We start from the raw sequence: 26424 nt of genomic DNA on the forward strand, positions 1-26424 counted from the left end.
TGCATTACCTGAACAGATCGGTAACGCACGTATGTGTTCGGGCCGATAGGCAGGTAAGGGTGGAAGACGTAGATCACGACGTGAACCACCCGGTGCGCTGCGGTTCACACGGTGATTGCAGCCCTACTCGCTACAGGTGAAACGAAAGGTGCTCATCATGAGGAAGACCCTGAAACGCGCAGCGGCGAGCATCGCTGCAGTCGGTGCCATCGGCGCGGGAACGATCGTCGCGATGCCCGAGGCGCACGCGGCCACCCCCGGCGACCTGCAGATGGTCGGCGGCGTGAACTGCGAGTTCAAGAAGTGGGGACCCAACTGGAACTCGGGTCCCATCTGGCAGATGCACCGCCACATGGGCGTCAAGAACATCGGCGGCTCCACCATGACCCATGTGAAGGTCACCGAACTCTTCGGCGCCACCAAGCAGGTGCCCGCCATGAAGAAGGCCGACCTGACCAAGGCCGGCGTCAAGAACGCCCGGGACACCAAGGCCGGCGAACTCCTCCCGGGCCAGACCTTCACCGCGTTCACCAGCACCTGGCAGGGCTGCTGGCCGTCGTCGATCTCCGGCTACGCCATCGGCGACCAGGTCGAGAACATCTTCAACAACGCGGGCTTCTGGTGGAATCTGCGCCAGATCGAGCCGAAGGCTCCGAAGCAGACTCAGCCGACCACGTCCGCGAGCGGCGCACTCGTCGCCTCGAAGGCCGAGGTCCTCACGGCGGTCGCCGAGAGCCCCGTGCGCTGATCTGACGGTCGAGACAGCCGAACGGCGCTGCGGTTCCCACGGAACCGCAGCGCCGTTCGGCGTCGCAGGACCGCCGATCACGCAGTGAGATCGACGGCCTGCGCGGGATGGATCGGGCCTACTTCTGGACCTTGTGCGGCTCGGAGGCCGCGAGCATGTCGTCGCGCTCGACGACCTTGATGCGCTCACGGCCTTCGGCGGCGCCCAGGGCGCGCTCGTGCTCGTCGAGGCGGTACCAGCCGTCCCACGTGGTGAACGGAATGCTGCGCGACTCCAGAAGCGCGACGACGTCGTCCTCACCCGGAGCGGCGGGCTCGTTGAGCGAACCGGCCTTCAGATCCTCGAGGATGCACTCGACGGTCTCGTTCGCATCGCCCTTGGTGTGCCCGATCAGACCGACCGGACCGCGCTTGATCCATCCGGTCGTGTACAGCCCCGTCAGATGCCGGCCGTCGTCGAAGACGCGTCCGGCCTCGTTCGGGATCACCCCGGCCTGGTCGTCGAACGGGATCTCCGGGAGATTGTCCGAGAGGTAGCCGACGGCGCGGTAGATCGCGGTCACGTCCCACTCGCGGAAGGTGCCGGTCGGCTTGACGTTGCCGGTGCCGTCGAGTTCGGTGCGCTCGGTCCGCAGGCCCACGACCTTGCCGTCGGCGCCCAGCACCTCGACGGGGTTCTCGAAGAAGTGCAGGAACAGCTTGTGGATCGCACCCTGCTTCGGCTCGCGGATCGCGTAGTTCTCGATGATCGTGGCGACCTGGTCGGTGATCTTGCTCGAACGGCGCGCGACGGCCGAGCCCTCGTCGTACTCGATGTCCTCGGGGTCGACGATCACCTCGATGTTCGGCGAGTGGTCGAGCTCCTTGAGTTCGAGCGGGGTGAACTTGGCCTGCGCCGGGCCGCGACGCCCGAACACGTGGACCTCGACGGCCTTGTTGGTCTTCAACCCCTCGTACACGTTGGCCGGGATCTCGGTCGGCAGCAGCTCGTCGCCGGTCTTGGCGAGCACGCGCGCCACGTCGAGAGCCACGTTGCCGACGCCGATCACGGCGACCTTCTCCTCCTCCAACGGCCAGGTGCGCGAGAAGTCGGGGTGCCCGTCGTACCAGGCGACGAACTCGCCCGCACCGTAGGAGCGGTCGAGATCGATGCCCGGGATGTGCATCCCGCGGTCGTCGGTGGCGCCGGTGGAGAACACGACGGCGTCGTAGTGGTTCTTCAGATCGGCGAGGGTGATGTCGGTGCCGTAGTCGATGTTGCCGAGCAGGCGGACCTGAGGCTTGTCGAGGACCTTGTGCAGTGCGGTGATGATGCCCTTGATGCGCGGATGATCCGGGGCGACGCCGTAGCGGATCAGACCGAACGGTGCGGGCATCCGCTCGTACAGATCGATGCTCACACCTCGCTCACCGGCGGTGTCGGACTTCATCAGGGCGTCGGCACAGTAGATTCCGGCCGGTCCGGCCCCGACGATCGCGACCCGAAGCGGGCGGTTGGTGTCAGTCATGTCCTGGTGCTTCCTCGGCTGGATGGAGTGCTGTCGCCCTCTACGTTAATTCGTCGGCAGACGTGACCAAAATCTGTTAGTGAGGTGAACCTCAGCTGCATCGAGCGTGACCCAAACTCTTGACGCCGACGCACCGATATGCGGTGCGAACTGGGCGGGACGTGCCGCGAGCCGTCTCAGGATGCGTCGTTAGACTTCGAAGTCATGAGCGCGAAGCGGACCGACGAGACGACGCCCGGCGACTTGCCCGACTCCGGGTCCGGCACCCGGTCGTGGCGGGCGGCGCTGCCGTTCATCATCGCGCTGGGAGCGGCCGTCGTCGTTCTCATCGTCATCGGCGTGTCGCACCTGACACGTCCCGCCGAGGAGCGGGTGAGCGACGACGCGAAGGTCCAGTACGTCGTCAACGACGTCTACAGCGCTCGGAACTCGCTCAACTATGAACTGTTCCGAGACTCCCACTGCGAGAAGGACGTTCGCGCTGCGGGCTTCCCGTCGGCTAAGCAGTTCGCCGATGACAACCGTGCGGACCGCGACCGCGACGGCAAGCTCGTCGTGCCGGAGATGAACGTCGAGGTGACCGGCGATCGCGCCGCGGTGACCGTGCACGAGCACCGCGAGAACACCGAAGACCGTAAGACCACGACGGATCTCACCCTGACCAAGCAGGGCGACGACTGGAAGGTGTGCACCTCGTGAGCTATGCCGGAGACATCACCCCGCGCGAGGCGTGGGATCGACTGCAGACCAACCCCAAGGCAGTCCTCGTCGACTGTCGAACGCATGCGGAGTGGAGCTTCGTCGGAGTTCCCGACGTGAGTTCGCTCGGTAAGCACGCCGTCTTCGTCGAGTGGATCGACTATCCGCACGGCGCGCGCAACCAGCGATTCGTCGAGCAACTACGCGAAGCCGGCGTCTCCGACGACGACGAGGTCCTGTTCCTCTGCCGGTCCGGGCAGCGCTCCATCGGTGCGGCCGAGGCCGCCACCGCGGCGGGCGTCGCGCGGGCGTACAACATTCTCGACGGATTCGAAGGCGGTCTGGACGCCGCCGGTCACCGCGGTTCGGCCGGGTGGCGAGCCGACGACCTTCCCTGGCGACAGTAGAGGAGCGTGTGAACGCAGTGAGCAACGAACTTCCCGAGTGGGCGTCGCCGGAGACCGTCGCGGTGCGCGGCGGCCTGATGCGGTCCGGCTTCTTCGAGACCTCCGAGGCGCTCTATCTGAACAGCGGATACGTGTACGAGTCGGCGGAGGCCGCCGAACGTGCGTTCACCGGTGAGGACGAGCGTTTCGTCTACACGCGGTACGGCAACCCGACCGTCGCGATGTTCCAGGAGCGTCTGCGCCGGATCGAGGGCACCGAGGACTGCTTCGCGACGGCCAGCGGCATGTCCGCGGTGTTCGTCGCGCTCGGCGCGCTGCTGAAGAAGGGGTCGCGTCTGGTCGCCGCCCGCAGCCTGTTCGGTTCGTGCTTCGTGATCTGCAACGAGATCCTCCCGTCGTGGGGTGTGGAGACCGTCTTCGTCGACGGCGAGGATCTGTCCCAGTGGGAGGCCGCGCTGGCCGAGCCGACCGATGCGGTGTTCTTCGAGACGCCGTCGAATCCGATGCAGGCCGTCGTCGACATCCGGAAGGTCGCCGAGATGGCGCACGCGGCCGGTGCGCAGGTGGTGCTGGACAACGTCTTCGCCACGCCGCTTCTGCAGCGCGGCCTCGACATGGGCGCCGATGTGATCGTCTATTCGGGCACCAAGCACATCGACGGCCAGGGACGGGTGATGGGCGGCGCGGTGCTGGGCACCGAGGAGTTCGTCCAGGGGCCGGTCCGCGAACTGATGCGCCACACGGGTCCGGCCCTCAGCCCGTTCAACGCGTGGGTGATGCTCAAGGGGCTCGAGACCATGAAGATCCGGATGGATCAGTCGGTCGCGACCGCGCAGCGGATCGCCGAGTTCCTCGATGCCGACTCCCGTGTCGCGAAGGCGATCTACCCGTTCTTGGCGTCGCATCCGCAATACGAGCTCGCACGGTCGCAGATGTCCGGCGGCGGCACCGTGATCACCTTCGAATTGGCGGGTAAGCCGGGCCAGAGCGGTAAAGAGCGTGCGTTCGAAGTCCTCAACGGGTTGCAGATCGTCGACATCTCCAACAACCTGGGCGACGCGAAGAGCCTGATCACGCATCCGGCCACCACCACGCACCGCGCGATGGGGCCCGAGGGGCGGGCGGCGATCGGCCTCACCGACTCGATGGTGCGCCTGTCCGTCGGACTCGAGGGCGGCGATGATCTGATCCGCGATCTGGACATCGCGCTCGGCTGAGAACTCGCCCCGACCGTCCGTGCCGGATCTTGTTCCGAACCGGCGGAGCGGGCGTCTGCGGCGGATTTCGCCGAACCTGTGATGTGCGTCGCATGCCGCGGCTAGCCTGGGTGGAACTGCACTTGATCGATTGATCTACTCCGGGGGCTGTCGATGGCACACCGCGTCACCAGGCGTCAGTTCATCTCGAGTTCGGCGGCCGCGCTCGCGCTCGGTGTCGGCGCGTCCGGCGTCGCACCGCGAGCCTCGGCCGCGGTGGATCCCGTCGATCTCGGAGTGTTGCGCGCGGGCTCGGGCGGAGCGGCCGGCGGACGCATCGTCGGGCTGATCGACGCGCACGCACATCTGGCCGCGAGCAAGGCGTTCGGCGGCACCATGCGGTGCGGCAGTCCGATCGGACCGATCCAGGAGGCACTCGCCGGATGCGAAGCGCACGCGGGACTCGGGACCGGTGCGTTGCTGGAGGCGATCGTCGGCGGCGGCGACCTCGCCGCCGGGCGCGACGGATGGCCGACGTTCCGAACCTGGCCGACGTACAACAGCGAACTCCACGAACAGGCCTACTATCGGTTCGTCGAACGCGCCTGGCGGGGCGGACTCCGCGTGATCAACGCGCTGTTGGTGAGCAACCGGGTGATCGCCGAACTCTACAGCGGGATGTCCAAGCGGATCGACGAGATGGACGAGGTGCGGGTCCAGCACCGATTCGTCCACCGTATGCAGGACTACATCGACCGCGAATGCGGCGGCCCCGGCAAGGGGTGGTTCCGGATCGCCCGCACCCCCGCGGATGTACGGACCGTCGCCGCCGACGGGAAGCTCGCGGTGGTGCTCGGCGTGGAGAACTCGGAGCTGTTCGGCGGGCGCATCGTCGACGGTCGTCCGCAATGCACCGCGGACGACGTGGATCGCGGTCTCGACGAGATGGTCTCCCTCGGCATCAACAACCTGTTCCCGGTGCACAAGTTCGACAACGCGTTCGGCGGCACCCGCTTCGACCCAGGCGTCACCGGCATCGCGATCAACATCGGCAATCGCCTCTCGACCGGACGGTTCTGGCGGGCCGAGCCCGCGGGCGACGGCCCCGCCGACCACAGCGTCGAATTCGCCGCCGACGACTTCGCCCGACTCCTGCGCAGCGTTCCCGCCCTGCGCGGGGTGGGCGTCCCCGTCTACCCGTCGGGTCCGGTCCGCAACGTCCGCGGACTCACCGACCTCGGACGCCGGGTCGTCGCCGGAATGATGGACCGCGGCATGATCGTCAACATCGACCACATGGGCGTCACGACCGCGACGAGCGTGCTCGAGATGCTGGAGACCCGTTCGTACAGCGGCGTGATGTCGGCGCATTCGTGGGCCGACCGGACGATCCTGCACCGGACCGTCGCACTCAGCGGATTCGCCGCGGGCTACTCACACCCCGCCCATCACTCCGACGACGGCGGCATCGGCTTCCTCGACGAATGGAAGGCGAACCGGTCCGGTCCGAGGGTCGGCGGATACGGATACGGCTCGGATGTGAACGGTCTCGCACCGCTTCCCGAACCCACCGCCGAGACGACTCTGCGGTATCCGTTCACCGCGATCAACGGTGCGCGGATGACGCGCATGAGGGCCGGGACGCGCGTGTACGACCTCAACGACGACGGTGTCCCGCACTACGGTCTGTACCCGGACTGGTGTGCCGATCTCCTCGATCAGGCGGGCGCCGAGGGGCCCGCCCTGCGCGGCGACCTGCTCTCCGGTGCGGAGGCGTTCACGTCGATGTGGGAGCGGGCGCGGGCCGGGAGCGGTCTGTGAGATCGGCGGGATCGACGCCCAACGCTCCGAGCACGGTGCGGAACTTGGCCTCGGTCTCGGCCACCTCCGCGGCCGGATCCGAACCGGCGACGATGCCGCCGCCCGCCCATGTCGTGACTCCGGTGCCCGCCGCATCGAGTTCGAGACAGCGGATCGACACCATCCACCGCCCGTCGCCCGCGGCGTCGCACCACCCGACCGCGCCCGCGTAGAAGTCGCGGGATCCCTCGACCTCGTCGATCAGTCGTGCGGCGGCCGCGCGCGGCGTCCCGCAGACGGCCGGGGTGGGGGACGTGAGCGCGGCCAGGTCGAGCGCGGTGATCGACTCGTCGGTCAGCACTCCGCGAATCGGTGTCGCCAGATGCCAGACGGCGGGCGTCGACTCGATCTGCGGACGGTCGGGCACGTCGAGTTCACGGCACAACGGTGCGAGGACGTCGACGATCTGCTCCACGACGAACGCGTGCTCGCGCAGATCCTTGTCGGATGCCCGCAGAGCCGCGACGGCGCGCCGGTCGGACTCGGCGTCGACGCCCCGCGGAGTGGTGCCGGCGAACGGATGACAGGTGACCGTCCGTCCGGTCTTGGCGATCAGCAGCTCCGGGCTGGCGCCGATCAGCCAATGGTCGGCGCGACCGGGTGCCGGATCGAGCGGCACCGCGAACGCCGTCGTGGTCGCGGCGTCGGGTCCGGGGAGGAAACGGGCGAACACGTCGGCGGGGTCGAGTGGACCGTCGAAGGTCATCTCGAGCGTGCGTGCCAGTACGGCCTTGTCGACGACGCCCTCGTCGATCGCGGCGAGCACGCGGCGGATCCGATCGGTGTGCACATCGGACGGGGTCAGAGCCGAGGACACGACGGCGGGCAGCGGTCGTGATGCGCCACTCCGAGTGCCGCGAGCGAAGCGTTCCGGTGCGATCAGCGCCGCCGTCCCCGAAGGATCGAAACCGAACGCACCGGTCACCGCGGTGACGCCGCCGTCGGCCAGCGCCCGTGAGGCGGTCGCGACGGAGTCGAACTCGTCGGTCCGACCGTCACCGCGCCAGGACTCGGTACCGGACGCGAACAGGGAGCTCGGGACGATCACTCCGTCAGGCTACTCGGCGGTTCCCGACGATCGTCGACGCTGATCGGGTGCGGGATCCGTGATATCCCGCACGGGCGGCATCGCAGGCGGTGACACGTATCCGCCGAGCGCGTCGTCCGACGACGAAGCGACCGCGGCGGCCTCGGATTCGAGGGCGGCGACACCGCTCTCCACCTCGGCGAGCGGTGCCTGTCTGGCCTGGCGAGGCAGCGACCAGATCGCGACCAGACGCTCGTCGAGCTGCTGCGCCGAGACCATCAGCCGGGCACGGACGTCGATCTGGTCGACGCCGGTCATCCCGATGGTGGCGTCGAGCGCGGCCACCGCGTCCCGGATACGACGGTGCAGCCGCGCCTCCGGATCGTGCGAACCGCCCCACTCGGCCGGTACGGCGACGGCGACGCCTGGGATCACCGCGTTCTGGACCATCGTCTTCTTCGACGACCGCGCGAGCGCGAACGCGAAGAGGCCGACGCCGGCGACGACCAGGGCCAGCACCAACAGGATCACGAGGACGAGAACGGTCATTGGCTTCTCCAGATGAAGTAGGCGATCACACCGATCACGATGAGTCCGAGGATCGACGCCGCGGCGATCTTGACCGTGCTCCACGGCCGCTCGCCCTGCACCTCACCGGTGAGACCGTTGACCATCACCTGGAAGGGTCTGCCGTCGTAGTTGACGGTCAGCAGCCACATCGGCAGCAGCAGATACATGAACTGCAGAAGATCGTAGGCCGTCGACCTGCTGCTGATCCGTTGGTGGTCGCCGCCGATGTCACGTCGTATCGACGACTCGATCTGGCTGTCGATCCGCGGCTGAGCGGCGTTGGTGAACACGTTCTGCGGGTCCAGGTCGTACGTCCGCGAGAAATGACCCGCGACGAACTCCGGCGTATACGGCACCGCGGCCTGTATCGGCCACGGCTCCAGGTCGCGGATCCGCTTGGCGTCCATCCCGGTGTTCGCGACCTCGGGAAGATCGCGAACCCGGTCGCGCACCACACCGGACCGCGGGCGCCATCGGATGCGGGTCTCGGTGTGCCGGTTGTCCCCGGACCCCACGGTCACCGTGTACGTGTCGCCGCGCTGCCCGTGATAGCTGGTCGTCGTATCCGCGTCGTACGAGTAGTACGACAGATACACGCTGGTGAACGAGCCGAGCGTCCGATACTTCTTGAACTCGCGCGGAGCGAACCAGCGGCTGTTGATCCAGCTCTCGATCGACTCGCGCGCCTTCGCCTCGCCGATGTGCAGCGGGACGATCGCGTCGAGCGGAAAGCGTGCGGATGAATCCTGCACGTCGTCGCGCTGGATCGGCGTCGCGCAGTACGGGCAGCGCGTGGCGGTGAGGCTGCCGTTGAAGACGGTCGTGCCGCCGCACGACTGACAGACCACCTCGTGCTCGTTCCCGCCCACCGAGGCCAGCCCGACGGCGCCCGCCGCGATCGCCGCCATCGCCGTCCGCAGATCGTGTTTGACGATCCGCGCCTGCGCGTCGAGCTCGATCGGGTACGTCCGACCGCACGACCCGCAGGCCAGATTCTGCTGATCGGGCGCGAAGACCAGCGGCGCCCCGCACGACCCGCACGGATAGGTGCGCGTCTGCTCGGTGACGTGATGCTGGGCTCGGTCGGCCGCGGTGGGCGGTGCGGGAGCGGGCTCCGACGGTACCGGCGGCGGTGTCGGGGGCTGCGGTGTCGAGGACTGGGGTGTCGAGGACTGCGGTGTCGAGGACTGCTGCGTCGCGGGCTGCGGTGTCAGAGGTTGCGGGCGGCCCTGCGGCGGCAGCGGAGGAGGCTGCGTCATCGCTGGACTACTGCTGCTCGGGCGGTGCGGGCGGGCCGGGCGGAGTCTGCGGCGGCAGCGGCGGAGGTCCGGCGGGAGCGAACAACGGCGCCAGCGCGGCGACCTGACCGGCCTGCGTCCACTGGGCCATGCCCTGCGCCCACACGAGTGTGGTCGGTGTGATGGCCCCGCGCAGTTGGTCGACGGTGTACGGACCCGCGGCGGTCCCGTTCTGGTCGATGTGGAAGGCCTGCGCGGTCGGCATCGGCGGCGGACCGGCCTGCGCCTGCTGTTGCGGCTGCTGCTGGCCGAACTGGTTGGCGAACTGGTTCGCCATCGCCATGCCCATCCCCATGCCCATCATGTCGCCCGCGGTGCCTCCGCCCGGATTCTGGGCGGCGGCGAGCATCGCGTCGGCCGACTTGGCCTGCTGGTAGCGGCCGAGGTCGTTCACGTTGTTGAGGAAGCCCTGTTCCTCGACGCCTCGGGCCACACCGCGCGTCATCGCGGCGGTGATCTCGTCGGGCAGCGAGATGTTCATCTGGATCGAGTCGACGTGCAGGCCGAACTCGTCGTCGACGCGGCTCTGCACGTAGTCACGCAGCTTCTCGCTGAGCTCGACCTGCTTGCCCTGCAGGTCGATGGCACCGACTCCGGTCTCCAGGATCATGTCCGAGAAGGCTGTCGAGATCACCCGGCGCAGCAGTTCGGTGATCTCGTCGGCGTTCACCTCGCTGTCGGTGCCGATGATCTCGCGGAGGAAGATCGCCGGATCGGCGACGCGGATCACGCACAGCCCGTTGGCGCGGACCTGCACCATGCCGAAGTCGGGGTCGCGCAGCGTGATCGGGTTGGGCGTGCCCCACCGCAGGTCGGTGACCGGCCTGCGGTTGATGAAGTAGACCTCGCTGCGGAACGGGCTGTTGAATCCGTGCTTCCACCCCTGGATCGTGCTCATGATGGGGAGGTTCTCGGTGGTCAGTTCGTAGTGCCCGGGATCGAACTGGTCGGCGAGTTGCCCGCGGTAGACGAACACGGCCTGCTGGCCTTCGCGCACGATCAGCTGCGCGCCGTTCTTGATCTCGTTGTTGTAGCGCGGAAAGCGCCACGCGAGAGTGGAACGCGAGTCGTCGATCCACTCGATGATGTCGACGAGTTCGCCGCGCATCTTGCCGATGATGCCCATGGTGTCTCCGTTCGAGAAGTCGGTCGGTTCAGTCTGTCAGGCCGCGGTCGCCGCGGTGATCGCATCGTCGTCGATGAGCTGTTGCACCAGATCGGCGCCGTCGGAGCCCAACGTCGACGACGCCGCGCCGTAGTCGACGCCGGTCATACCGAAGCAGTAGGTGCCGTCGACCGCCGTGACGGCGCGGTGCGCGACGAAGCGAGCGTCGCCGCTGGTCTCGTTCTCGGTGTCGTGATCCCATTCGCCCGCGTCGAGGGACGCGAACTGCGATCCGCACGCATCGGTGAATCCGATGACCGCATGCACCTCGTCGGCGAGGCCGCCGTCGTCCATCGTGTCAATGTCGGCGAACACCCGCGCCATGCTCCGGTCCTCGTCGTCCGGAAGGATCATCAGCGCCTCGTCGCCGTCGTACGTCCCGGTCTCGACCCGCCAGCCGGCGGGCACGTCGACGTCGACACCGACGCCGTGCGCGAGCATCACGGTCTCATGGGAGGGCGCCGAACTCCGCTCAGGGGACGACCACGGCGCCAGGATCAGCACGACGACGCCGCCCACCGCGAGCGCGGCGACGACGATCAGCGCGACCACGAGCCCGGCCCGCGATCTGCGCGGTGGCAGAGGCGGATACGCGAGCTGCTGCTGCGGATACGGCGGATACGGTTGTCGATACGGTTGCTGCGGAAAGTGCTGGTAGCCGGGCTGCTGCGGCGGATACGCCGGTGGATTCGGGACGCGTGGAGACCCCGGCTGCGGTGGCTGCGGGCCGCCGGGACCCCACGGATTCGTCACATGGGCGATTCTATCGGTCGCCGGAGGTGGACGGGGGGTGCGCGACGGCCGACCGAATGACCCGGCCGGGGGGCATTGCGCTCGCCGTGGGTTTAAGTCTCGGCTGCCGGTCGACGGTGAGGCATAGTCGACGACGGGTCACGAGTTCCAGCCGACAGCCCCGGCTCGCTGGACAGCAACCCTCCATTTCACGGTGGGGTGCTCCGGGTGACGACCCGGTCCGCGTCGACCGTCGCGGACAAGCGTGGAATTCCAAGGAGTCTCGTCATGACCGCTGTTCTCGATGGCCCCGTGTGCCGTCCGATCATCCGTGCCCTCGCTCCGGTAGCGGGCGCCGAGGCCCTCGTGCCGACCACCGGATCGCCCATCGCCTACGCCAATCTCGACTACGCGGCGTCGGCGCCCGCACTGACCTCGGTGGCCGAGCAGGTGAGCGCGGCGCTCACCGAGTACGCGAGCGTGCACCGCGGCGCCGGGCACCTGTCCCAGGTCACCACCGCCCGCTACGAGCAGGCGCGCGAGACGGTGCGCGGTTTCGTCGGAGCCCGCGCCGACGACACCGTCGTCTTCACCCGCAACACCACCGACTCGATCAATCTCGCGGCATCGATCGTGCCCGGTGACGTGGTGGTCCTCGACATCGAGCATCACGCGAACCTGCTGCCGTGGACCCGCACCGGACGAGCCCGTGTCGTGTCGTCGCGGCCGAGTCTGGAGGACACCCTCGGGGCGCTCGAAGCCGAACTGTCGCGCAGACCCGCCGCACTGCTCGCCGTGACGGCCGCGTCGAACGTCACCGGCGAGGTCCTCCCGATCGGGCGACTGGCCGGGATCGCTCACCGACACGGCGCGCGGATCCTGGTCGACGGCGCACAGCTGGTGCCGCACCGGCCGGTGTCGGTCGCGAGCTTCGGCGTCGACTACCTCGTCTTCTCCGGGCACAAGCTGTACGCGCCGTTCGGTGCGGGTGTCCTGGTGGGCCGCGGCGACTGGCTCGACGCCGCGCAGCCGTATCTGGCGGGCGGCGGCGCCGGTGCCGCCGTCTCGATCGACGACGTCGTCTGGCACACCGGCGCCGCACGGCACGAGGCCGGATCGCCGAACGTGCTCGGCGCGGTGTCGATCGCGGCCGCGGCGCAGACCCTGCGCGACATCGGTTTCGAGCAGATCGGCCGGCACGAGGAACTCCTCGTGGAACGTCTCGACGAGGGGCTGGCCGCCCTGCCGCACGTGCACCCGCTGCGCATCTTCGACGATGCGCCGTCGCGCATCGGGATCGCGAGCTTCGTCGTCGACGGACACACTCCGCGGGAGGTCGCCGAGTACCTGAGCAGTCGCCACGGCATCGGGGTGCGCGACGGCAAGTTCTGCGCGCATCCGCTGCTCGCGAAGATCGGGCGCCCGGGCGGTGCGGTGCGGGCCAGCTTCGGTGTCGGCACGAGTTCGGCCGACGTCGACCGCCTGGTGGAGGCGCTCGCCGAACTGGGCTGATTCCGACAACGACGACGCCGGAGCCGGGCATGTGTCGAACGCGACACGGCCCGGCTCACGTCGTGTTCGCCTCACTGCCACCGATGCGGTGGAGACGGCGAGATTCGGTGCTTCGTTGCTGGTAGATGCCGTTTCTTAGGGTCGGCTCGGTGACGCTCCTGTCGAAGCGGTGTGTCGGATTCGCGGATCGGCGTGACGCTCGCGGCGGCGGTGTCGTATCGGCCGTATCTCGGATATGCCGATTTCCGCCCGGTTGCAGAGGGGCGCCGCCGTCGGCATTCTTGACCGGCAATTAGTTGTAGTGCACAAGTAAGCGAGTGATCGACATGCCGACGCCGGAATCCATCGACGACGTGTTCTCAGCGCTCGGGAAGTTCGTGCGGATCCGCAGCCGCAGTGTCCAGGCGTCTGCGAAGTCGGCGGACGGAGGAGCCGAGACCGCTGCCAAACGAGCGCTGTTCGTCCTGCGCCACGGTCCGATCCGGGCGGGTGAGCTGGCGGCCGCGATGTCCGCCGACCCGTCGACCATGAGTCGTCACGTCGCGCAGCTGGTCGACGACGGACTGGTCCGGCGCGAACCCGACCCCGAGGACGGGCGGGCCTGCCGCCTGGTGCTGACCGACGACGGGTTCGAACGGGTGGCCGTACTCGCGGCCCGGCGTCGCGAGGCGATCGGTGAGTTGGTCGCCGATTGGCCGGACGAGGACTTCGCGACGTTCGCGCATCTTCTCACTCGTTTCGTCGACGCCGTCGAGGCACACAGCATGAACAAGGATTTGAGAGGCGACGCATGACCGAATCGACAGTCGGGGACTTCCCCGGCAAAGGCCTGACCCACAGACAGATCCTGACCGTTCTCGCCGGTCTGATGATCGGTATGTTCCTGGCGGCACTCGACCAGACCATCGTGTCGACGGCGATCCGGACCATCGCCGACGACCTCAACGGCTACGACATGCAGGCGTGGGTCACCACCGCCTACCTCGTGACGTCGACGATCGTCACGCCGCTGTACGGCAAGCTGTCGGACATCTACGGGCGCAAACCGTTCTTCCTGGCCGCTATCACGATCTTCGTCCTCGGTTCGCTCGCCTGCTCCATGGCGACGTCGATGTATGAGCTCGCGGCCTTCCGCGCGCTGCAGGGCATCGGTGCGGGCGGTCTGATGACCCTCGCGCTCACGACCATCGCCGACATCGTGCCGCCGCGTGAGCGCGCCAAGTATCAGGGCTACTTCCTCGCCGTCTTCGGCACGTCGAGCGTTCTCGGCCCGGTGCTCGGCGGACTGTTCGCCGGTGCGGACTCGATCATCGGCATCTCCGGCTGGCGCTGGGTGTTCCTGGTGAACGTCCCGGTCGGCGTCATCGCCCTCGGCGTCGTCTACAAGGTGCTCAACTACCCGCAGCAGAAGCTGAAGGGGCATCGCACCGACTACTGGGGTGCGACCGCCGTCGCCGTCACCGTGGCTCCGCTGCTGATCGTCGCCGAGCAGGGCCGCGAGTGGGGGTGGACGTCGACCGAGTCGATCGTCTGCTACCTGATCGGTCTGGTCGGCCTGATCGCGTTCATCGTCGTCGAGAACAAGATGGGCGACGAGGCGATCATCCCGCTGCGCGTCTTCAAGAACCGGATCTTCACGCAGGGCGTGTTCATCGCGATCGTCGTCGGCGCCGTGATGTTCGGCGGCATCTCGATGCTGCCCCAGTACTTCCAGGTGCTTCGCGGTTCGAGCCCGATGATGGCCGGTCTGCAGATGCTGCCGATGGTGGTCGGCATGATGTCGGCGTCGATTCTGTCCGGGCAGGCGATCTCGCGGACCGGTCACTACAAGATCTTCCCGATCGTCGGTTCGATCCTGATCACCGCGATGGCGTTCCTGCTGCACTTCGTCGGTACCGGGACCCCGATGTACCTGGTGATGCTCGCGGCGTTCGGGCTCGGCGTCGGCCTGGGCTGCCTCATGCAGCCGATGATGCTCGCGATGCAGAACATCCTGCCGATGCGCGATGTCGGCATGGCGACCGGTACGGCGACGTTCTTCCGTCAGATCGGTGGAACGTTGGGCGTCGCCGTGTTCTTCTCGCTGCTGTTCTCCACCATGGGCACCAACATCACCAGCGAGATGACAGAGGCCGCGAGTCACCCGGAGTTCAAGACCGCCGTCGTCGAAGCGGCGCAGAGCGACAACCCGAAGGTCGCGGGCTTCGGCAAGGCACTCGCCGCGGCCGGTCAGGGGCAGGGGCCGGCCGACGCGGCGGACACCAGCAGCGTCATGTCGGACACGACGATCATCGAGCAGCTTCCGGACGCGATCTCGCATCCGATCAAGCAGGGTTTCGCCGACTCGATGGACAAGGTGTTCCTGTCCGTGTCGATCCTGTCGCTGCTGTCGATCATCGGCACCGTCACCTGGACCGAGGTGCCGCTGCGCGGTCGCGGTCCGAAGGCCGACGAGTCGGGCGAGAAGCCGGACGTGCCCGCCGAGGTGTGATGCGGACTCCGCTCGAGCGTGCCGTGGGGATCGATGCGCGGCCGTTGCCGCATCCATGAGCGCAGAGATTCAGGGCGCATACGAGCCTCCGAGGGAAGATCGTCCTCGGGGCTGCGTATGAGCCCTGAATCTCGGTGGATGCGCGGGTACGGCTCAGGCGCTGTAGCGCTCGATCGCGGCCTGCACGACCTTGCTCGCCTCGTCCTTGCCGACCCAGCCGCCCGGCGTCACGGACTTGCCCGGCTCGAGGTCCTTGTACCGCTCGAAGAAGTGAGCGATGGCCTTGAGTTCGAACTCGTTGACGTCGCCGACATCCTGGATGTGATCCCAGCGCGGGTCGCCGGCGGGCACCGCGAGCAGCTTGTCGTCGCCGCCGGCCTCGTCGGTCATCGTGTACATGCCGACGATGCGAGCCTTCACGATGACACCCGGGTACACCGACTCGGGGAGCAGGACCATCGCGTCCAGCGGGTCGCCGTCCTCACCGAGAGTGTGGTCGATGTAGCCGTAGTCGGCCGGGTAGCCCATCGAGGTGTACAGGTAGCGGTCCAGGTAGACCTTCCCGTTCTCGTGGTCGATCTCGTACTTGTTCCGCGATCCCTTGGGGATCTCGACGGTGACCTCGAACTCCATGTTTCGTCTCCTTGTCGTCTGGGACTCGCTCTGCCACGGCGGTCGTGCGCACCGCGCAGAACACGTGCAACGGCACACAACGATACTGTGGTGGCTGTTCCATGCAGTCCCAGACCGGAGGTTCCGTGGCCCAGCCGACACCACCGACGGTGATTCCGCCTGCCCCGCAGCCGCCGAAGAAGCGCCGGATGGGCCTGCGAATCGCCCTCATCGTGGTCCTCGTGATCCTTCTCGCCGGTGGCGGCGTCGCGGGCTGGTGGGTGTACACCCACCGGGCCGACCCGATTCCCGACGGGACTCCGGCGCGGCCCGCGGCAGCCGCGGTGACCTCGGTGATCAAACCGGTGCCGCCCACCGCGCCCGCACCCACCGCGTCGGGGGTCGAGGCTCAGCTGGCCGAGCCGGTCCGGGACAAGGCGCTCGGCGAGTTCACCGGGCAGGTGAGCGATCCGCTGACCGGGCAGACCTTGTGGAGCAGCGGCGCCGCGGATCCGCGGACCCCGGCGTCGAACGCGAAGATCCTCACCGCCGCCGCGGTCCTGCTGACGCTGCCGCTGGACAAGACGATCACCACCCATGTGGTCCTCGGCGACGACGGACAGGCGATCCTCGTCGGGGCGGGCGACCCGACCCTGGCGACCGCGGCCGACGGAACCGAGACCTTCTACACCGATCCGGCGCGCATCAGCGACCTCGCCGAGCAGATCGGCAAGTCCGGAGTCCACGTCACGTCCGTGGCCTATGCGACCCCGGGCTTCGAGGGGCCGTCGATGGACCGCACCTGGGACAAGCGTGACATCGAAGGCGGCGACATCGCGCCGTTGTCGTCACTGATGGCCGACGCCGGACGACGCGATCCACTCGACGAGTACTCGCCTCGGACCGACGATCCGGCCGCCGAAGCCGGTCGCGCCCTGGCCGATGCGCTCGGCGTGCACTCGAAGGTCGAGCAGGTCGACGTGCCGACCGGCGCCGAGACGATCGCCTCGGTGACTTCGGCGCCGCTGTCGGTGCGGGTCGGCGACATGATGCGGTTCAGCGACAACGTGCTCGCGCAGATGCTGTCGGTGGAACTCGCCGAGGCCACCGGACACGAGCCGAGCATCTCCGGCGGTGTCGACGCCGTCCTCGACGCCCTTCGCAAAGCAGGATTCGACATCTCCGACGTCACTCTCCGCGACGCCTCCGGACTCTCGTACGGCGACAAGGTGCCCGCAGCGGTCCTCGATCGGGTGATGTCGGCGACGGTGGCCGGCGACAACTCGGCCAAGCTGCGGTCGCTGCTCGACACACTCCCGGTCGCGGCCGGAACGGGCACGCTCGCCGACCGGTTCGACCCCGACGAGAACGCCGGAGCGGGCTGGGTCCGCGCGAAGACAGGAACACTGACGGGCGTCACGTCGTTGACCGGAATAGTGCAGACCGTCGACGGTCGTGTGCTGTCGTTCGCATTGATGTCCGGCGGCACCTCCCCCGAGGACGCGCGCCCGGCCATCGACCAGGTGGCGGGCGCCCTCCGCGAGTGCGGCTGCCGTGGCTGACCCCGACCGAGTAGGAGCATCGATGGACACCGTGGCGACATCCGACGAGGTCGACGCCCGAGGAGCCCTGCCGGTCGACATCGACTGGTCCGTGGCGGCGTCCGTCGCGAAGAAGGTGGCCCGTCCCGGGCCGCGCGTGACCCGCTACACCAGCGAGCAGGCACGCGAGGAGTTGGCCGAGGCCGCGGTCCGAGCCGAGGGGCCGGTGCGTGAGGTGACCGGACTCGCCGACGGCCTGCGGGTGCCGAGCGCCCGCGTCGTCGACCGCGCCGGCTGGATAGACGCCGCGTCGAACTCGATGCCCGCGATGCTCGCCGACGAGTCGGAACCGGCCACCGGCTGGTCGGCCAAACTGTCGGGTGTGCAGGCCGGCGGGATGCTCGCATTCCTGTCGAGCGCGATCCTCGGCCAGTACGATCCGTTCAGCCTCGACCCGGAGACCGGCGAACCCGGTGTCCTGCTCCTCGTGGCGCCCAACATCATCGGGGTGGAACGCCAGTTGCGGGTGGTGCCCGCGGACTTCCGCTACTGGGTGTGCCTGCACGAGGTGACCCATCGCGTGCAGTTCTCGGCGAACCCGTGGATCACCGGCTACATGCGTGACACGATCGCCGACCTCGCCGCCGGCGACGAGGACTCGGTGGCTCAGATCCTGGCGCGCGTCACCGAGTCGGTGCGCAGCGGCAAGCCCAGGGAGAAGGGCGTCATCGGCTTGATGCAGCTGTTGCAGTCGCCCGAACAGTTCGCCGCGTTCGAGCGGATGCTGATGCTCGGAACGCTGTTGGAGGGGCACGCCGACCACGTCATGGACGCGGTGGGTCCGACGCACGTGCCGACTGTCGAGACGATCCGCAAGGCCTTCGACGCTCGCCGCACCGGACCGCAGAACCCGCTCCAGAAGCTGATCCGCACACTGATCGGCATGGACGCGAAGATCGCCCAGTACGTCCGTGGCAAGGCGTTCGTCGACGAGGTGGTCGAGAAGGTCGGCATGGAACGGTTCAACACGATCTGGACCTCGCCCGAGACGCTGCCCCTGCCCGGCGAGATCGACGACCCGAGCGCATGGATCACGCGCGTGCTGTGACACCGGGGTCGGCTCGGATCAGCGGAACGAGTGAGGCCGGCTCATGCCTGAACGCGCGCTGATCGCCGCCGTCCGAACGTTCGCCGCACACCATCTCGACACGGCCGACGTCTGCGTCGCGCTCTCGGGCGGGGCGGACTCCCTCGCGCTCACCGCGGCGTCGCTGCGCGCCGGACTGACCGTGCACGCGATCGTCGTCGACCACCGACTGCAGGACGGCTCGGCGGATGTCGCCGAGACCGCCGCCGGTCAGGCGCGCGGACTGGGCGCCACCGCGGAGGTCGTCGCCGTGACCGTCGACGGCGACGGCGGGATGGAGGCCGCCGCGCGGGACGCTCGCTACGCGGCGCTCGACGCCGCGCGCCGCGGCCGTCCGGTCCTGCTCGGCCACACGCTCGACGATCAGGCCGAGACAGTCCTCCTCGGCCTCGGTCGGGGCTCCGGCGCACGGTCGCTGTGCGGGATGCGACCGTGGGCCCGGCCGTGGGGTCGGCCGCTCCTGAGCGTCCGTCGCGAACAGACTCGCGCGGCGTGCACGGGTTGGGGCCTGCGGCCGTGGGACGACCCGCACAACGACGATCCGCGCTATACCCGTGTTCGGGTCCGCGGCGAGGTGATGCCGCTCCTGGAGGACGTGCTGGCGGGTGGAGTGGCGCACGCGCTGGCCCGCACGGCGTCGCAGTTGACCGACGATGCGGACGCCTTGGACGCGATCGCCGCGCAGGTGCTGGCCACCGCGTCCGACGACGGTCTGGCAGTCGAGCCGCTGCTGGCGGTGCCCGCCGCGATCCGTACGCGCGTGGTCCGAGCCTGGCTCGTATCGCTGGGCGTGCGGGCTCCGAGTCATCGCGTCGTGAGCGCGGTCGACGCGCTCGTCGCCGACTGGCGCGGCCAGGGGCCGATCGCGGTGGGCGGAGACTCGGCGACCCGCTTCGCGGTGGTCCGCCGACAGGACGGTCTCACCGCTGAATCGTCGCCGAGATGAGTGTTCCCACCTCACCCGTGGTCCGGATGAGGTGGGAACGTCGGAACGGCCCGTCTCGTGACGAGCGGACCCGTGGATCAGATGTTGCAGGTCTTCGGCTTGAACTTGCTGTTGATCGTCCCGAAGTACCGGGCGAAGGTGCCGTTGATGGCGGCCCCGGTGATCCCGCCCGCCGCGCCGACCAAGGCGCCGATCGGGGAGGAGATGATGGCGAGCGGTCCGCCGCTGAGAACGATGCCGAGGATCGCGCCGATGATGACGCCCGCGATGCCGCCGATCGTCGCAGCGGTGCCGAGCTCGGAGTTCAGCTGGTCCAGCGCCTGCTTATCGCGCTGCTTGCGGGTCTCCGGGCCGCAGATGACCTTCTTCGCGGGCTTGCGGCCGGCGTCGAGAACGCTCGTCGGGGTGGTCGTCGACCGCTTGACGTCCGTCGACGGGACCAGCGTCGCGGTCCCGCCGGCGACCTTCGCGTCGATCGGGTAGCTGCGGGCGTCCTCGCCGATGTACGTCAACGGGACGGTCTGCACGGTCTTGCCCGCATCGTTTCGGAAGACCAGGGCGCCGTTCTCGGCGGCCAGCGAGCCGTGGTCGACGCGGACGATGACATCGTCGTCGGTCGAGGTGACCTTCGCCTTGACGGGCGCGGGGGCGGGGGCGGCGTGCGCCGGAGGTGCGAGGAGGGGGAGGGCGACGACGAGGGTGAGGACTGCCGCCGCCAGGGCGCGGACGGACTTTCTGCGAGCCATGTGCTTCTTTCTCTTGGAGGGACTCGCCGGATCGGAGGGAGATGCGGCGATCAGACGTGATGATCCCATGAATTCAACCGTTCAGACGACTAAAGCTGGACTATTCGAATGAATGTTGTCAGGGTTGCGGCCGGAGCCGATGTGTTCTCGCCAGGGGCGGCGTGACAAGCTGTAAGGCGTGGCACGCGACGACAACGCCTTGGGTTCGGAAAGCGGTTACGGCGGAGACATCGAATCCGTCCTGATCAGCCGGGAACAGATACACGCGCGGACGGTGGAGATGGCTCGGGCCGTCGGTGAGCGATACGCCGACGCCGAAGAGGATCTGGTCCTGATCGGCGTCCTCAAGGGTGCGATCATGTTCATGACCGACTTCGCCCGGGCACTGCCGATCCCGTCGCAGATGGAGTTCATGGCGGTCTCGAGCTACGGTTCGTCGACGTCGTCGTCCGGTGTGGTCCGGATCCTCAAGGACCTCGACCGGGACATCACCGGTCGCGACGTGCTGATCGTCGAAGACGTCATCGACTCCGGGCTGACGCTGTCGTGGCTGCTCAAGAACCTGGCGACCCGCTCGCCGCGGTCGCTGGAGGTGGTCACGCTGCTCCGCAAGCCGGACGCGATGCGCGCCGTGATCGACGTCGCCGATGTGGGTTTCGACGTCGGGAACGAGTTCGTCGTCGGCTACGGGCTCGACTACGCCGAGCGGTACCGCGACCTGCCGTACATCGGCACTCTGCATCCGGACGTGTACTCGTCCTGAGCGGGCGACGCCCCCGCCGGGAACATCGACGGCGTCCGGGGCGTTGACCTCCTAGCCTCGTATTCGTCGCCTCGACGGGAAGGACCAGGGTGATATGACCGGGAGCGACCCACTGTCGCACTCGTGCAGACCTCCCTCACGCGTATATCCATGAACCGTAAGAAACTGTTCCGCAATCTGGCCATCGTGGCCGTGATTCTGCTCGCCCTGTGGGGTTGGAGCGTGTTGCGGAACTCCGACCGCGAATACGCGGGTATCGACACCTCGGTGGCGATCACCCAGCTCGAGGACAAGAACGTGGAGTCGGCGCAGATCGACGACCGCGAACAACGTCTTCGGCTGGAGCTGAAGAAGCCGATCAAGGTCGACGACGCCGAACAGACCAAGGTCACCGCGCGCTACCCGTCGGGTGTGATGCCGCGGATCTTCACCGCCGTCCAGGACTCGGGCGCCAAGAACTACCAGACGAACATCAGTGAGGACTCCGGGATCTGGCAGTCGATCCTGATCTTCATCCTGCCGATGATCATCCTGTTCGCCTTGTTCTTCTTCCTGATGAACCGCGTGCAGGGCGGTGGTCGAGGCGGTGTGATGGGCTTCGGCAAATCGAAGGCCAAGCAGCTCACCAAGGACATGCCCAAGACGACGTTCGCCGACGTCGCGGGCGCCGATGAGGCCGTCGAAGAGCTCGACGAGATCCGCGACTTCCTGCAGAATCCGGCTCGCTACCAGGCACTGGGCGCCAAGATCCCCAAGGGCGTGCTGCTCTACGGCCCCCCGGGAACCGGTAAGACGCTGCTGGCGCGCGCCGTCGCCGGTGAGGCCGGAGTGCCGTTCTACGCGATCTCCGGTTCGGACTTCGTCGAGATGTTCGTCGGTGTCGGCGCCTCCCGCGTGCGCGACATGTTCGAGCAGGCCAAGGAGAACAGCCCCTGCATCATCTTCGTCGACGAGATCGACGCCGTCGGCCGCCAGCGCGGCGCGGGCATGGGCGGCGGACACGATGAGCGCGAACAGACGCTCAACCAGTTGCTCGTCGAGATGGACGGCTTCGGCGACCGCTCGGGCGTCATTGTGATGGCGGCGACGAACCGTCCCGACATCCTCGATCCCGCGCTGCTGCGTCCGGGTCGTTTCGACCGGCAGATTCCGGTGTCGAACCCGGACATCGCCGGTCGCAAGGCGATCCTGGCCGTGCACGCCAAGGGCAAGCCGATCGCACCGGACGCCGACCTCGACGGACTCGGCAAGCGCACCCCGGGCATGTCGGGCGCCGATCTGGCGAACGTCATCAACGAGGCCGCGCTGCTCACCGCACGTGAGCACAAGAACGTGATCACCGGCGAGATCCTCGAAGAGGCCGTCGACCGCGTCGTCGGCGGTCCCCGCCGGAAGAGCCGGATCATCAGCGAGCACGAGAAGAAGACCGTCGCCTATCACGAGAGCGGTCACACGCTCGCCGCGTGGGCGATGCCCGATCTCGACCCGATCTACAAGGTCACCATCCTGGCCCGCGGTCGCACCGGCGGTCACGCCCTGGCCGTCCCCGAGCAGGACAAGGAGCTGATGACCCGGTCGGAGATGATCGCTCGACTGGTGATGGCGATGGGCGGCCGCGCAGCCGAGGAGCTGGTCTTCCACGAGCCGACCACCGGCGCGAGTTCAGACATCGATCAGGCGACGAAGATCGCGCGCGCGATGGTCACCGAGTACGGCATGAGCGCCAAGCTCGGCGCCGTCCGCTACGGCCAGGAGCAGGGCGATCCGTTCCTGGGCCGCGGTATGTCGGGCAGCGTGGACTACTCGGTGGGCGTCGCCGCCGAGATCGACGCGGAGGTCCGTGAACTGATCGAGGCCGCGCACACCGAGGCGTGGGCGATCCTGGACGAGTACCGAGACGTCCTCGACGTGCTGGCCGGTGCGCTCCTGGAGAAGGAGACGTTGGTCCGTAAGGATCTCGAGGAGATCCTCTCGAGCGTCGAGAAGCGTCCGCGCATCACCAAGTTCGACGTCTTCGGTGATCGCACGCCGAGCTCCAAGCCGCCGATCAAGACGCCGGGCGAGCTGGCCGTCGAACGCGGCGAGCCGTGGCCTCCGAACCCGGAGCCCGCGAAGCCGGAACCGGCATGGCAGGGCACCGCACCGGGCGACGCGATCGGTGTGCCGCCGCAGTACGGTCACCCGCAGCAGACACCGCAACCGCAGTACGGGCAGCCCGGACAGGCCCCCCAGTACGGTGGTCAGCCCCAGTACGGCCAGCCCCCTCAGTACGGACAGGTTCCGCAGTACGGGCAGCCGCCGCAGTACGGAGGTCAGCCCCAGCCGGGCCAGTCGCCGCAGGGACAGTCCCCGAACGGGCAGCCGCAGACCGGACAGCAGCCCGCACCGGGCTACCAGTACCCGGGCACCCGACCCGACTACGGCGCCCCGCGTGACTGGTCCGCACCGGGCTGGCCGCCCGAAGACCAGTCCGGCGAGGAGAAGCGATGACGAGGACCGACGAAGTACAGACGAGGATCGACGGGATCGATCGCGGCCCGGCCGCGATCGGCGAGTTCGATCAGGAACGCGCTGAGGCCGCCGTCCGCGAACTGCTTCTCGCGCTGGGCGAGGACCCCGATCGCGAGGGGCTCAAGCGGACCCCGCACCGGGTCGCCAACGCGTATCGGGAGATGTTCGCCGGGCTGTACACGGAGCCGGACGAAGTCCTCGCGACCGTCTTCGACGAGGGGCACGACGAGCTGGTCCTGGTCAAGGACATCCCGATGTACTCCACGTGCGAGCACCACCTGGTCTCGTTCCGCGGCGTCGCCCACGTCGGGTACATCCCCGGCGAGTCCGGTCAGGTGACCGGCCTGTCGAAGCTGGCGCGCGTGGTGGACCTGTACGCCAAGCGGCCGCAGGTCCAGGAGCGTCTCACCAGCCAGATCGCCGACGCTCTGGTTCGCCGGCTCGATCCGCGCGGGGTGATCGTGGTGATCGAGGCCGAGCACCTGTGCATGGCGATGCGCGGTATCCGCAAGCCGGGCGCCACCACGACCACCTCGGCCGTGCGCGGCCTGTTCAAGACGAGCGCGGTCTCCCGCGGCGAAGCGCTGGACCTGATCACGCGGTGACCACGGTCGGAGACCCGCAACGCACCCTCGTGATGGGGGTGCTCAACGTGACGGCCGACTCGTTCTCCGACGGCGGACGCTATCTGAACGTCGACGACGCGATCCGACACGGTCTGGCGCTCGCGGAGGCGGGGGCCGACATCGTCGACGTCGGCGGCGAATCGACCCGGCCGGGTGCCGTCCGCGTCGATCCGGGTACCGAGGCGCAGCGCGTGACGCCGGTGATCTCGGCGTTGGCCGCACACGGCGTGCAGGTGTCGGTCGATACGATGCGGGCGTCGGTGGCGGCGGCCGCGCTCGACGCGGGGGCGAGCATCGTCAACGACGTGTCCGGTGGCCGCGCGGACGCGGACATGGGGCGGGTCGTCGCACAGTCGCGGGCGCCGTGGATCCTCATGCACTGGCGACCGGCGGGCGACGCGAGCACCGAGGATCGGCATTTCACCCATCGAGTGCAGGACGCGGGCGGCTACCGGGACGTCGTCGCCGAGGTGTCGGGCGAACTGCTCGGTCAGGTGGACGCGGCCGTCGCCGCGGGCGTCGATCCCGATCTCATCGTGCTCGATCCCGGTCTCGGTTTCGCCAAGAGCAGTGAGCAGAACTGGGCTCTGCTGCACGCCCTGCCGACTCTGGTGGGTCTCGGGTTCCCCGTGCTGATCGGCGCCTCGCGGAAACGTTTCTTGGGCGCGCTGCTGGCGGCGGACGGCGTCGATCGTCCACCTGCCGGACGCGAGGTGGCGACCGCCGCGGTGTCGGCGCTGTCGGCGGCGGGCGGTGCGTGGGGCGTACGAGTGCACGACGTCGCGGCCAGCCGTGATGCGATCGAGGTGGCCGCGGCCTGGCGGTCGGGCGGGCAGAGAGGAACCCATGGCTGATCGGATCGAGCTGCGCGGACTGCGTGTGCGCGGCAATCACGGTGTGTTCGAGCACGAGAAGCGCGACGGTCAGGAGTTCATCGTCGACGTGACCCTGTGGATCGACCTGTCGACGGCCGCGAGCAGTGACGACCTCGCCGACACCGTCGACTACGGTGTCCTCGCGCAGTTGGCCCACGATGTGGTGGCCGGCCCCTCGCGCGACCTGATCGAGGCGGTCGGCGGTGACATCGCCGACACGATCATGGCCGACGACCCGCGGGTCTCGGCGTGCGAGGTGACCGTGCACAAGCCGTCGGCGCCGATCCCGCTGACCTTCGACGACGTCGCCGTCGTCACCCGGCGCTCGCGGAAGCCGCGCGGGGCGCGATGAACTCCCGGGCGGTCCTGTCGGCCGGATCGAATATCGGCGACAGTGTCGGTTTCCTCCGGTCGGTGCTCGACGCGGCCGGGGCCGAGCTCGTCGCGGCCTCGAACGTGTACCGCACCGCCCCGTGGGGCGGGGTGGAGCAGGACGACTTCGTGAACGTGACGCTCATTGTCGCGGGCGATCGCGGCCCCCGCGAGTGGCTGGAGTTCTGCCGTGACTGCGAGCGTGCCGCCGATCGCGTCCGCGACGTGCGCTGGGGGCCGCGCACACTCGACGTCGACGTGATCACCGTGGACGTCGACGGGGTCCCGGTGACCTCCGACGATCCCGAGCTGATCCTCCCGCACCCGCGCGCACATCAGCGCGCTTTCGTGCTGGCCCCGTGGCTCGAGATCGATCCCGACGCGACGCTGACCGTCGACGGTCGCCCGCAGCGGGTGGCCGACCTCCTGGCCGAGCTCGACGCCGACGAGGTCGCCGGGGTACGACGCGGGGGGCCCGTGCGATGACCACGCGTCGACCGGGCGCCGACCCGGACCCCGACGACGAGCGTCTCGGGATGACGAAGGTGCGCGACCTCGTGTTGATCGCCGTCGTCGCGGGCCTGGCGCTGTGGATCCTGATCCGCTACAACTACGGGTCGTTCCCTTCGCTGTCGTGGCCGTCGGGCGCGTTCCTCTATCTCTTGGCGGCGATCGAGGTCGTCACCGGATTCATCGTGAAGGCGCGGGTCGCCGGGCGCGACATCGGTCGGGCCCGCGGACAGCTCCATCCGATCGCCGCGGCCCGGGTCATGGTGCTGGGCAAGGCGTCGGCGATCCTCGGCGCGATCGCGTTCGGCGGTTGGGCGGGCGTCCTGGTGTTCCTGCTCAACAACAACATCCTCGACGCCGCACGGGCCGATCGGCCGGCCGCGGTCGTCGGAGCGATCGGCGGGCTGGCATTGGTCGGCGCCGCACTGTGGCTCGAGCACTCGTGCAGGGCGCCGGACGACCCCGACGCGGACGGCGACGGCGCGGACGCGGCGCCCGCCTGAGCGGGTCGTGTCGGCGACTCTCCGAGGTCCGGTGAGCGGCGCAGACGCGACGCCCCGGTA

26 protein-coding genes and 1 riboswitch are annotated in these 26424 nt (G+C 68.5%); of the genes, 18 read left to right on the forward strand and 8 right to left on the reverse strand.

Annotated features, from left to right (window positions below):
• The first annotated feature begins 157 nt into the window (after nt 1–157).
• Nucleotides 158–748 (forward strand): hypothetical protein, encoded by a 591-nt coding sequence (locus BKA16_RS04840; RefSeq protein WP_183369602.1) that lies wholly within the window; start codon nt 158–160, stop codon nt 746–748.
• Between the two features lie 118 nt (nt 749–866).
• Here the strand turns inward: BKA16_RS04840 and BKA16_RS04845 are convergent, their stop codons facing one another.
• Nucleotides 867–2255 carry an FAD-dependent oxidoreductase gene (locus BKA16_RS04845; protein ID WP_183369603.1) on the reverse strand — a complete coding sequence of 463 codons (1389 nt, stop codon included), beginning with the start codon at nt 2253–2255 and terminating at the stop codon, nt 867–869.
• A gap of 204 nt (nt 2256–2459) precedes the next feature.
• Here BKA16_RS04845 and BKA16_RS04850 point away from each other — a divergent pair, with 204 nt between their 5' ends.
• The 4 genes from BKA16_RS04850 (at nt 2460) to BKA16_RS04865 (ending at nt 6378) form a co-directional block, all read left to right on the forward strand.
• Nucleotides 2460–2954 (forward strand): Rv0361 family membrane protein, encoded by a 495-nt coding sequence (locus tag BKA16_RS04850; RefSeq protein ID WP_246371654.1) that lies wholly within the window; start codon nt 2460–2462, stop codon nt 2952–2954.
• Nucleotides 2951–3361 carry a rhodanese-like domain-containing protein gene (locus BKA16_RS04855; RefSeq protein ID WP_183369604.1) on the forward strand — a complete coding sequence of 137 codons (411 nt, stop codon included), beginning with the start codon at nt 2951–2953 and terminating at the stop codon, nt 3359–3361. The genes BKA16_RS04850 and BKA16_RS04855 overlap by 4 nt, the downstream gene beginning before the upstream one ends.
• A gap of 17 nt (nt 3362–3378) precedes the next feature.
• Nucleotides 3379–4578, forward strand: a complete 1200-nt coding sequence (locus BKA16_RS04860; RefSeq protein WP_183369605.1) for an O-succinylhomoserine sulfhydrylase — start codon at nt 3379–3381, stop codon at nt 4576–4578.
• A gap of 153 nt (nt 4579–4731) precedes the next feature.
• Nucleotides 4732–6378 carry a hypothetical protein gene (locus BKA16_RS04865; RefSeq protein ID WP_246371657.1) on the forward strand — a complete coding sequence of 549 codons (1647 nt, stop codon included), beginning with the start codon at nt 4732–4734 and terminating at the stop codon, nt 6376–6378.
• Here BKA16_RS04865 and BKA16_RS04870 read toward each other — a convergent pair.
• Genes BKA16_RS04870 through BKA16_RS04890 form a run of 5 tightly spaced genes read right to left on the reverse strand, consistent with a single transcriptional unit; the run spans nt 6335 to nt 11230 of the window.
• Nucleotides 6335–7465 (reverse strand): isochorismate synthase, encoded by a 1131-nt coding sequence (locus BKA16_RS04870; RefSeq protein ID WP_343067283.1) that lies wholly within the window; start codon nt 7463–7465, stop codon nt 6335–6337. The two genes, BKA16_RS04865 and BKA16_RS04870, sit on opposite strands and share 44 nt — an antisense overlap.
• A 9-nt stretch (nt 7466–7474) precedes the next feature.
• Complete coding sequence (locus tag BKA16_RS04875) at nt 7475–7993, reverse strand: hypothetical protein (RefSeq protein ID WP_183369606.1); 519 nt, start codon at nt 7991–7993, stop codon at nt 7475–7477.
• Entirely contained in the window at nt 7990–9273 is a 1284-nt protein-coding gene (locus BKA16_RS04880) for a hypothetical protein (RefSeq protein WP_183369607.1), read from the reverse strand. The genes BKA16_RS04875 and BKA16_RS04880 overlap by 4 nt, the downstream gene beginning before the upstream one ends.
• Nucleotides 9274–9280: 7 nt before the next feature.
• Nucleotides 9281–10438, reverse strand: a complete 1158-nt coding sequence (locus BKA16_RS04885) for an SPFH domain-containing protein (protein ID WP_183369608.1) — start codon at nt 10436–10438, stop codon at nt 9281–9283.
• 36 nt (nt 10439–10474) lie between these two features.
• Entirely contained in the window at nt 10475–11230 is a 756-nt protein-coding gene (locus BKA16_RS04890) for a hypothetical protein (RefSeq protein ID WP_183369609.1), read from the reverse strand.
• A gap of 136 nt (nt 11231–11366) precedes the next feature.
• Nucleotides 11367–11481, forward strand: a riboswitch (SAM riboswitch).
• A gap of 16 nt (nt 11482–11497) precedes the next feature.
• On the opposite strand from BKA16_RS04890, the gene BKA16_RS04895 reads away from it, so the two are divergent.
• From BKA16_RS04895 to BKA16_RS04905, 3 genes are all read left to right on the forward strand, one after another.
• Nucleotides 11498–12721 (forward strand): aminotransferase class V-fold PLP-dependent enzyme, encoded by a 1224-nt coding sequence (locus tag BKA16_RS04895; RefSeq protein ID WP_183369610.1) that lies wholly within the window; start codon nt 11498–11500, stop codon nt 12719–12721.
• Nucleotides 12722–13047: 326 nt separating this feature from the next.
• A complete protein-coding gene (locus BKA16_RS04900) occupies nt 13048–13515 on the forward strand; it encodes a MarR family winged helix-turn-helix transcriptional regulator (RefSeq protein ID WP_183369611.1) in 468 nt (155 codons plus the stop codon).
• On the forward strand, nt 13512–15212 hold the full coding sequence (locus BKA16_RS04905; RefSeq protein ID WP_183369612.1) for an MDR family MFS transporter: 1701 nt from the start codon (nt 13512–13514) through the stop codon (nt 15210–15212). Before BKA16_RS04900 ends, BKA16_RS04905 begins: the two co-directional genes overlap by 4 nt.
• 153 nt (nt 15213–15365) lie before the next feature.
• Here the strand turns inward: BKA16_RS04905 and BKA16_RS04910 are convergent, their stop codons facing one another.
• The gene (locus tag BKA16_RS04910) at nt 15366–15845 is read right to left on the reverse strand and encodes an inorganic diphosphatase (protein ID WP_183369613.1); all 480 of its coding nucleotides are present in this window, start codon (nt 15843–15845) and stop codon (nt 15366–15368) included.
• A 188-nt stretch (nt 15846–16033) separates the two neighbouring features.
• On the opposite strand from BKA16_RS04910, the gene dacB reads away from it, so the two are divergent.
• The 3 genes from dacB to tilS are packed head-to-tail and all read left to right on the forward strand — an operon-like array spanning nt 16034 to nt 19458.
• Nucleotides 16034–17386 carry a D-alanyl-D-alanine carboxypeptidase/D-alanyl-D-alanine endopeptidase gene (gene dacB / locus BKA16_RS04915; RefSeq protein ID WP_183372905.1) on the forward strand — a complete coding sequence of 451 codons (1353 nt, stop codon included), beginning with the start codon at nt 16034–16036 and terminating at the stop codon, nt 17384–17386.
• A 22-nt stretch (nt 17387–17408) separates the two neighbouring features.
• Nucleotides 17409–18473 (forward strand): zinc-dependent metalloprotease, encoded by a 1065-nt coding sequence (locus BKA16_RS04920; RefSeq protein ID WP_183369614.1) that lies wholly within the window; start codon nt 17409–17411, stop codon nt 18471–18473.
• Between the two features lie 43 nt (nt 18474–18516).
• Nucleotides 18517–19458 (forward strand): tRNA lysidine(34) synthetase TilS, encoded by a 942-nt coding sequence (gene tilS, locus BKA16_RS04925; RefSeq protein WP_183369615.1) that lies wholly within the window; start codon nt 18517–18519, stop codon nt 19456–19458.
• 77 nt (nt 19459–19535) lie between these two features.
• On the opposite strand, the gene BKA16_RS04930 is transcribed toward tilS, so the two are convergent.
• Nucleotides 19536–20204 (reverse strand): DUF8020 domain-containing protein, encoded by a 669-nt coding sequence (locus tag BKA16_RS04930; protein ID WP_183369616.1) that lies wholly within the window; start codon nt 20202–20204, stop codon nt 19536–19538.
• Nucleotides 20205–20382: 178 nt separating this feature from the next.
• Here BKA16_RS04930 and hpt point away from each other — a divergent pair, with 178 nt between their 5' ends.
• From hpt to BKA16_RS04965, 7 genes are all read left to right on the forward strand, one after another.
• Nucleotides 20383–20967, forward strand: coding sequence for a hypoxanthine phosphoribosyltransferase (gene hpt / locus BKA16_RS04935; protein ID WP_183369617.1), 585 nt, complete (start codon nt 20383–20385; stop codon nt 20965–20967).
• A gap of 150 nt (nt 20968–21117) precedes the next feature.
• Nucleotides 21118–23457 (forward strand): ATP-dependent zinc metalloprotease FtsH, encoded by a 2340-nt coding sequence (ftsH, locus tag BKA16_RS04940; protein ID WP_183369618.1) that lies wholly within the window; start codon nt 21118–21120, stop codon nt 23455–23457.
• The gene (gene folE, locus BKA16_RS04945) at nt 23454–24083 is read left to right on the forward strand and encodes a GTP cyclohydrolase I FolE (protein ID WP_221246751.1); all 630 of its coding nucleotides are present in this window, start codon (nt 23454–23456) and stop codon (nt 24081–24083) included. Before ftsH ends, folE begins: the two co-directional genes overlap by 4 nt.
• Before the next feature lie 32 nt (nt 24084–24115).
• Nucleotides 24116–24958 (forward strand): dihydropteroate synthase, encoded by an 843-nt coding sequence (gene folP, locus BKA16_RS04950; protein WP_183372907.1) that lies wholly within the window; start codon nt 24116–24118, stop codon nt 24956–24958.
• The gene (gene folB, locus BKA16_RS04955) at nt 24951–25331 is read left to right on the forward strand and encodes a dihydroneopterin aldolase (protein ID WP_183369619.1); all 381 of its coding nucleotides are present in this window, start codon (nt 24951–24953) and stop codon (nt 25329–25331) included. Before folP ends, folB begins: the two co-directional genes overlap by 8 nt.
• Entirely contained in the window at nt 25328–25837 is a 510-nt protein-coding gene (gene folK, locus BKA16_RS04960) for a 2-amino-4-hydroxy-6-hydroxymethyldihydropteridine diphosphokinase (RefSeq protein ID WP_183369620.1), read from the forward strand. Before folB ends, folK begins: the two co-directional genes overlap by 4 nt.
• Nucleotides 25834–26364: a DUF3180 domain-containing protein gene (locus BKA16_RS04965; protein WP_183369621.1), complete on the forward strand. Its 531-nt coding sequence runs from the start codon at nt 25834–25836 to the stop codon at nt 26362–26364. Before folK ends, BKA16_RS04965 begins: the two co-directional genes overlap by 4 nt.
• Nucleotides 26365–26424: the final 60 nt, after the last annotated feature.

Source organism: Gordonia humi (assembly GCF_014197435.1).
Lineage (GTDB): Bacteria > Actinomycetota > Actinomycetes > Mycobacteriales > Mycobacteriaceae > Gordonia > Gordonia humi.

What these genes read in the sequence shown, in the direction of transcription:
- BKA16_RS04875 (WP_183369606.1), bottom strand. Translation starts at nt 7,993, where the DNA reads ATGACCGTTCTCGTCCTCGTGATCCTGTTGGTGCTGGCCCTGGTCGTC.
- BKA16_RS04920 (WP_183369614.1), top strand. Translation starts at nt 17,409, where the DNA reads ATGGACACCGTGGCGACATCCGACGAGGTCGACGCCCGAGGAGCCCTG.
- BKA16_RS04905 (WP_183369612.1), top strand. Translation starts at nt 13,512, where the DNA reads ATGACCGAATCGACAGTCGGGGACTTCCCCGGCAAAGGCCTGACCCAC.
- BKA16_RS04900 (WP_183369611.1), top strand. Translation starts at nt 13,048, where the DNA reads ATGCCGACGCCGGAATCCATCGACGACGTGTTCTCAGCGCTCGGGAAG.
- ftsH (WP_183369618.1), top strand. Translation starts at nt 21,118, where the DNA reads ATGAACCGTAAGAAACTGTTCCGCAATCTGGCCATCGTGGCCGTGATT.
- BKA16_RS04865 (WP_246371657.1), top strand. Translation starts at nt 4,732, where the DNA reads ATGGCACACCGCGTCACCAGGCGTCAGTTCATCTCGAGTTCGGCGGCC.
- BKA16_RS04895 (WP_183369610.1), top strand. Translation starts at nt 11,498, where the DNA reads ATGACCGCTGTTCTCGATGGCCCCGTGTGCCGTCCGATCATCCGTGCC.
- tilS (WP_183369615.1), top strand. Translation starts at nt 18,517, where the DNA reads ATGCCTGAACGCGCGCTGATCGCCGCCGTCCGAACGTTCGCCGCACAC.
- BKA16_RS04965 (WP_183369621.1), top strand. Translation starts at nt 25,834, where the DNA reads ATGACCACGCGTCGACCGGGCGCCGACCCGGACCCCGACGACGAGCGT.
- BKA16_RS04880 (WP_183369607.1), bottom strand. Translation starts at nt 9,273, where the DNA reads ATGACGCAGCCTCCTCCGCTGCCGCCGCAGGGCCGCCCGCAACCTCTG.
- folB (WP_183369619.1), top strand. Translation starts at nt 24,951, where the DNA reads ATGGCTGATCGGATCGAGCTGCGCGGACTGCGTGTGCGCGGCAATCAC.
- BKA16_RS04885 (WP_183369608.1), bottom strand. Translation starts at nt 10,438, where the DNA reads ATGGGCATCATCGGCAAGATGCGCGGCGAACTCGTCGACATCATCGAG.
- BKA16_RS04910 (WP_183369613.1), bottom strand. Translation starts at nt 15,845, where the DNA reads ATGGAGTTCGAGGTCACCGTCGAGATCCCCAAGGGATCGCGGAACAAG.
- dacB (WP_183372905.1), top strand. Translation starts at nt 16,034, where the DNA reads ATGGGCCTGCGAATCGCCCTCATCGTGGTCCTCGTGATCCTTCTCGCC.
- folK (WP_183369620.1), top strand. Translation starts at nt 25,328, where the DNA reads ATGAACTCCCGGGCGGTCCTGTCGGCCGGATCGAATATCGGCGACAGT.
- BKA16_RS04840 (WP_183369602.1), top strand. Translation starts at nt 158, where the DNA reads ATGAGGAAGACCCTGAAACGCGCAGCGGCGAGCATCGCTGCAGTCGGT.
- BKA16_RS04850 (WP_246371654.1), top strand. Translation starts at nt 2,460, where the DNA reads ATGAGCGCGAAGCGGACCGACGAGACGACGCCCGGCGACTTGCCCGAC.
- BKA16_RS04845 (WP_183369603.1), bottom strand. Translation starts at nt 2,255, where the DNA reads ATGACTGACACCAACCGCCCGCTTCGGGTCGCGATCGTCGGGGCCGGA.
- BKA16_RS04930 (WP_183369616.1), bottom strand. Translation starts at nt 20,204, where the DNA reads ATGGCTCGCAGAAAGTCCGTCCGCGCCCTGGCGGCGGCAGTCCTCACC.
- folP (WP_183372907.1), top strand. Translation starts at nt 24,116, where the DNA reads ATGGGGGTGCTCAACGTGACGGCCGACTCGTTCTCCGACGGCGGACGC.
- folE (WP_221246751.1), top strand. Translation starts at nt 23,454, where the DNA reads ATGACGAGGACCGACGAAGTACAGACGAGGATCGACGGGATCGATCGC.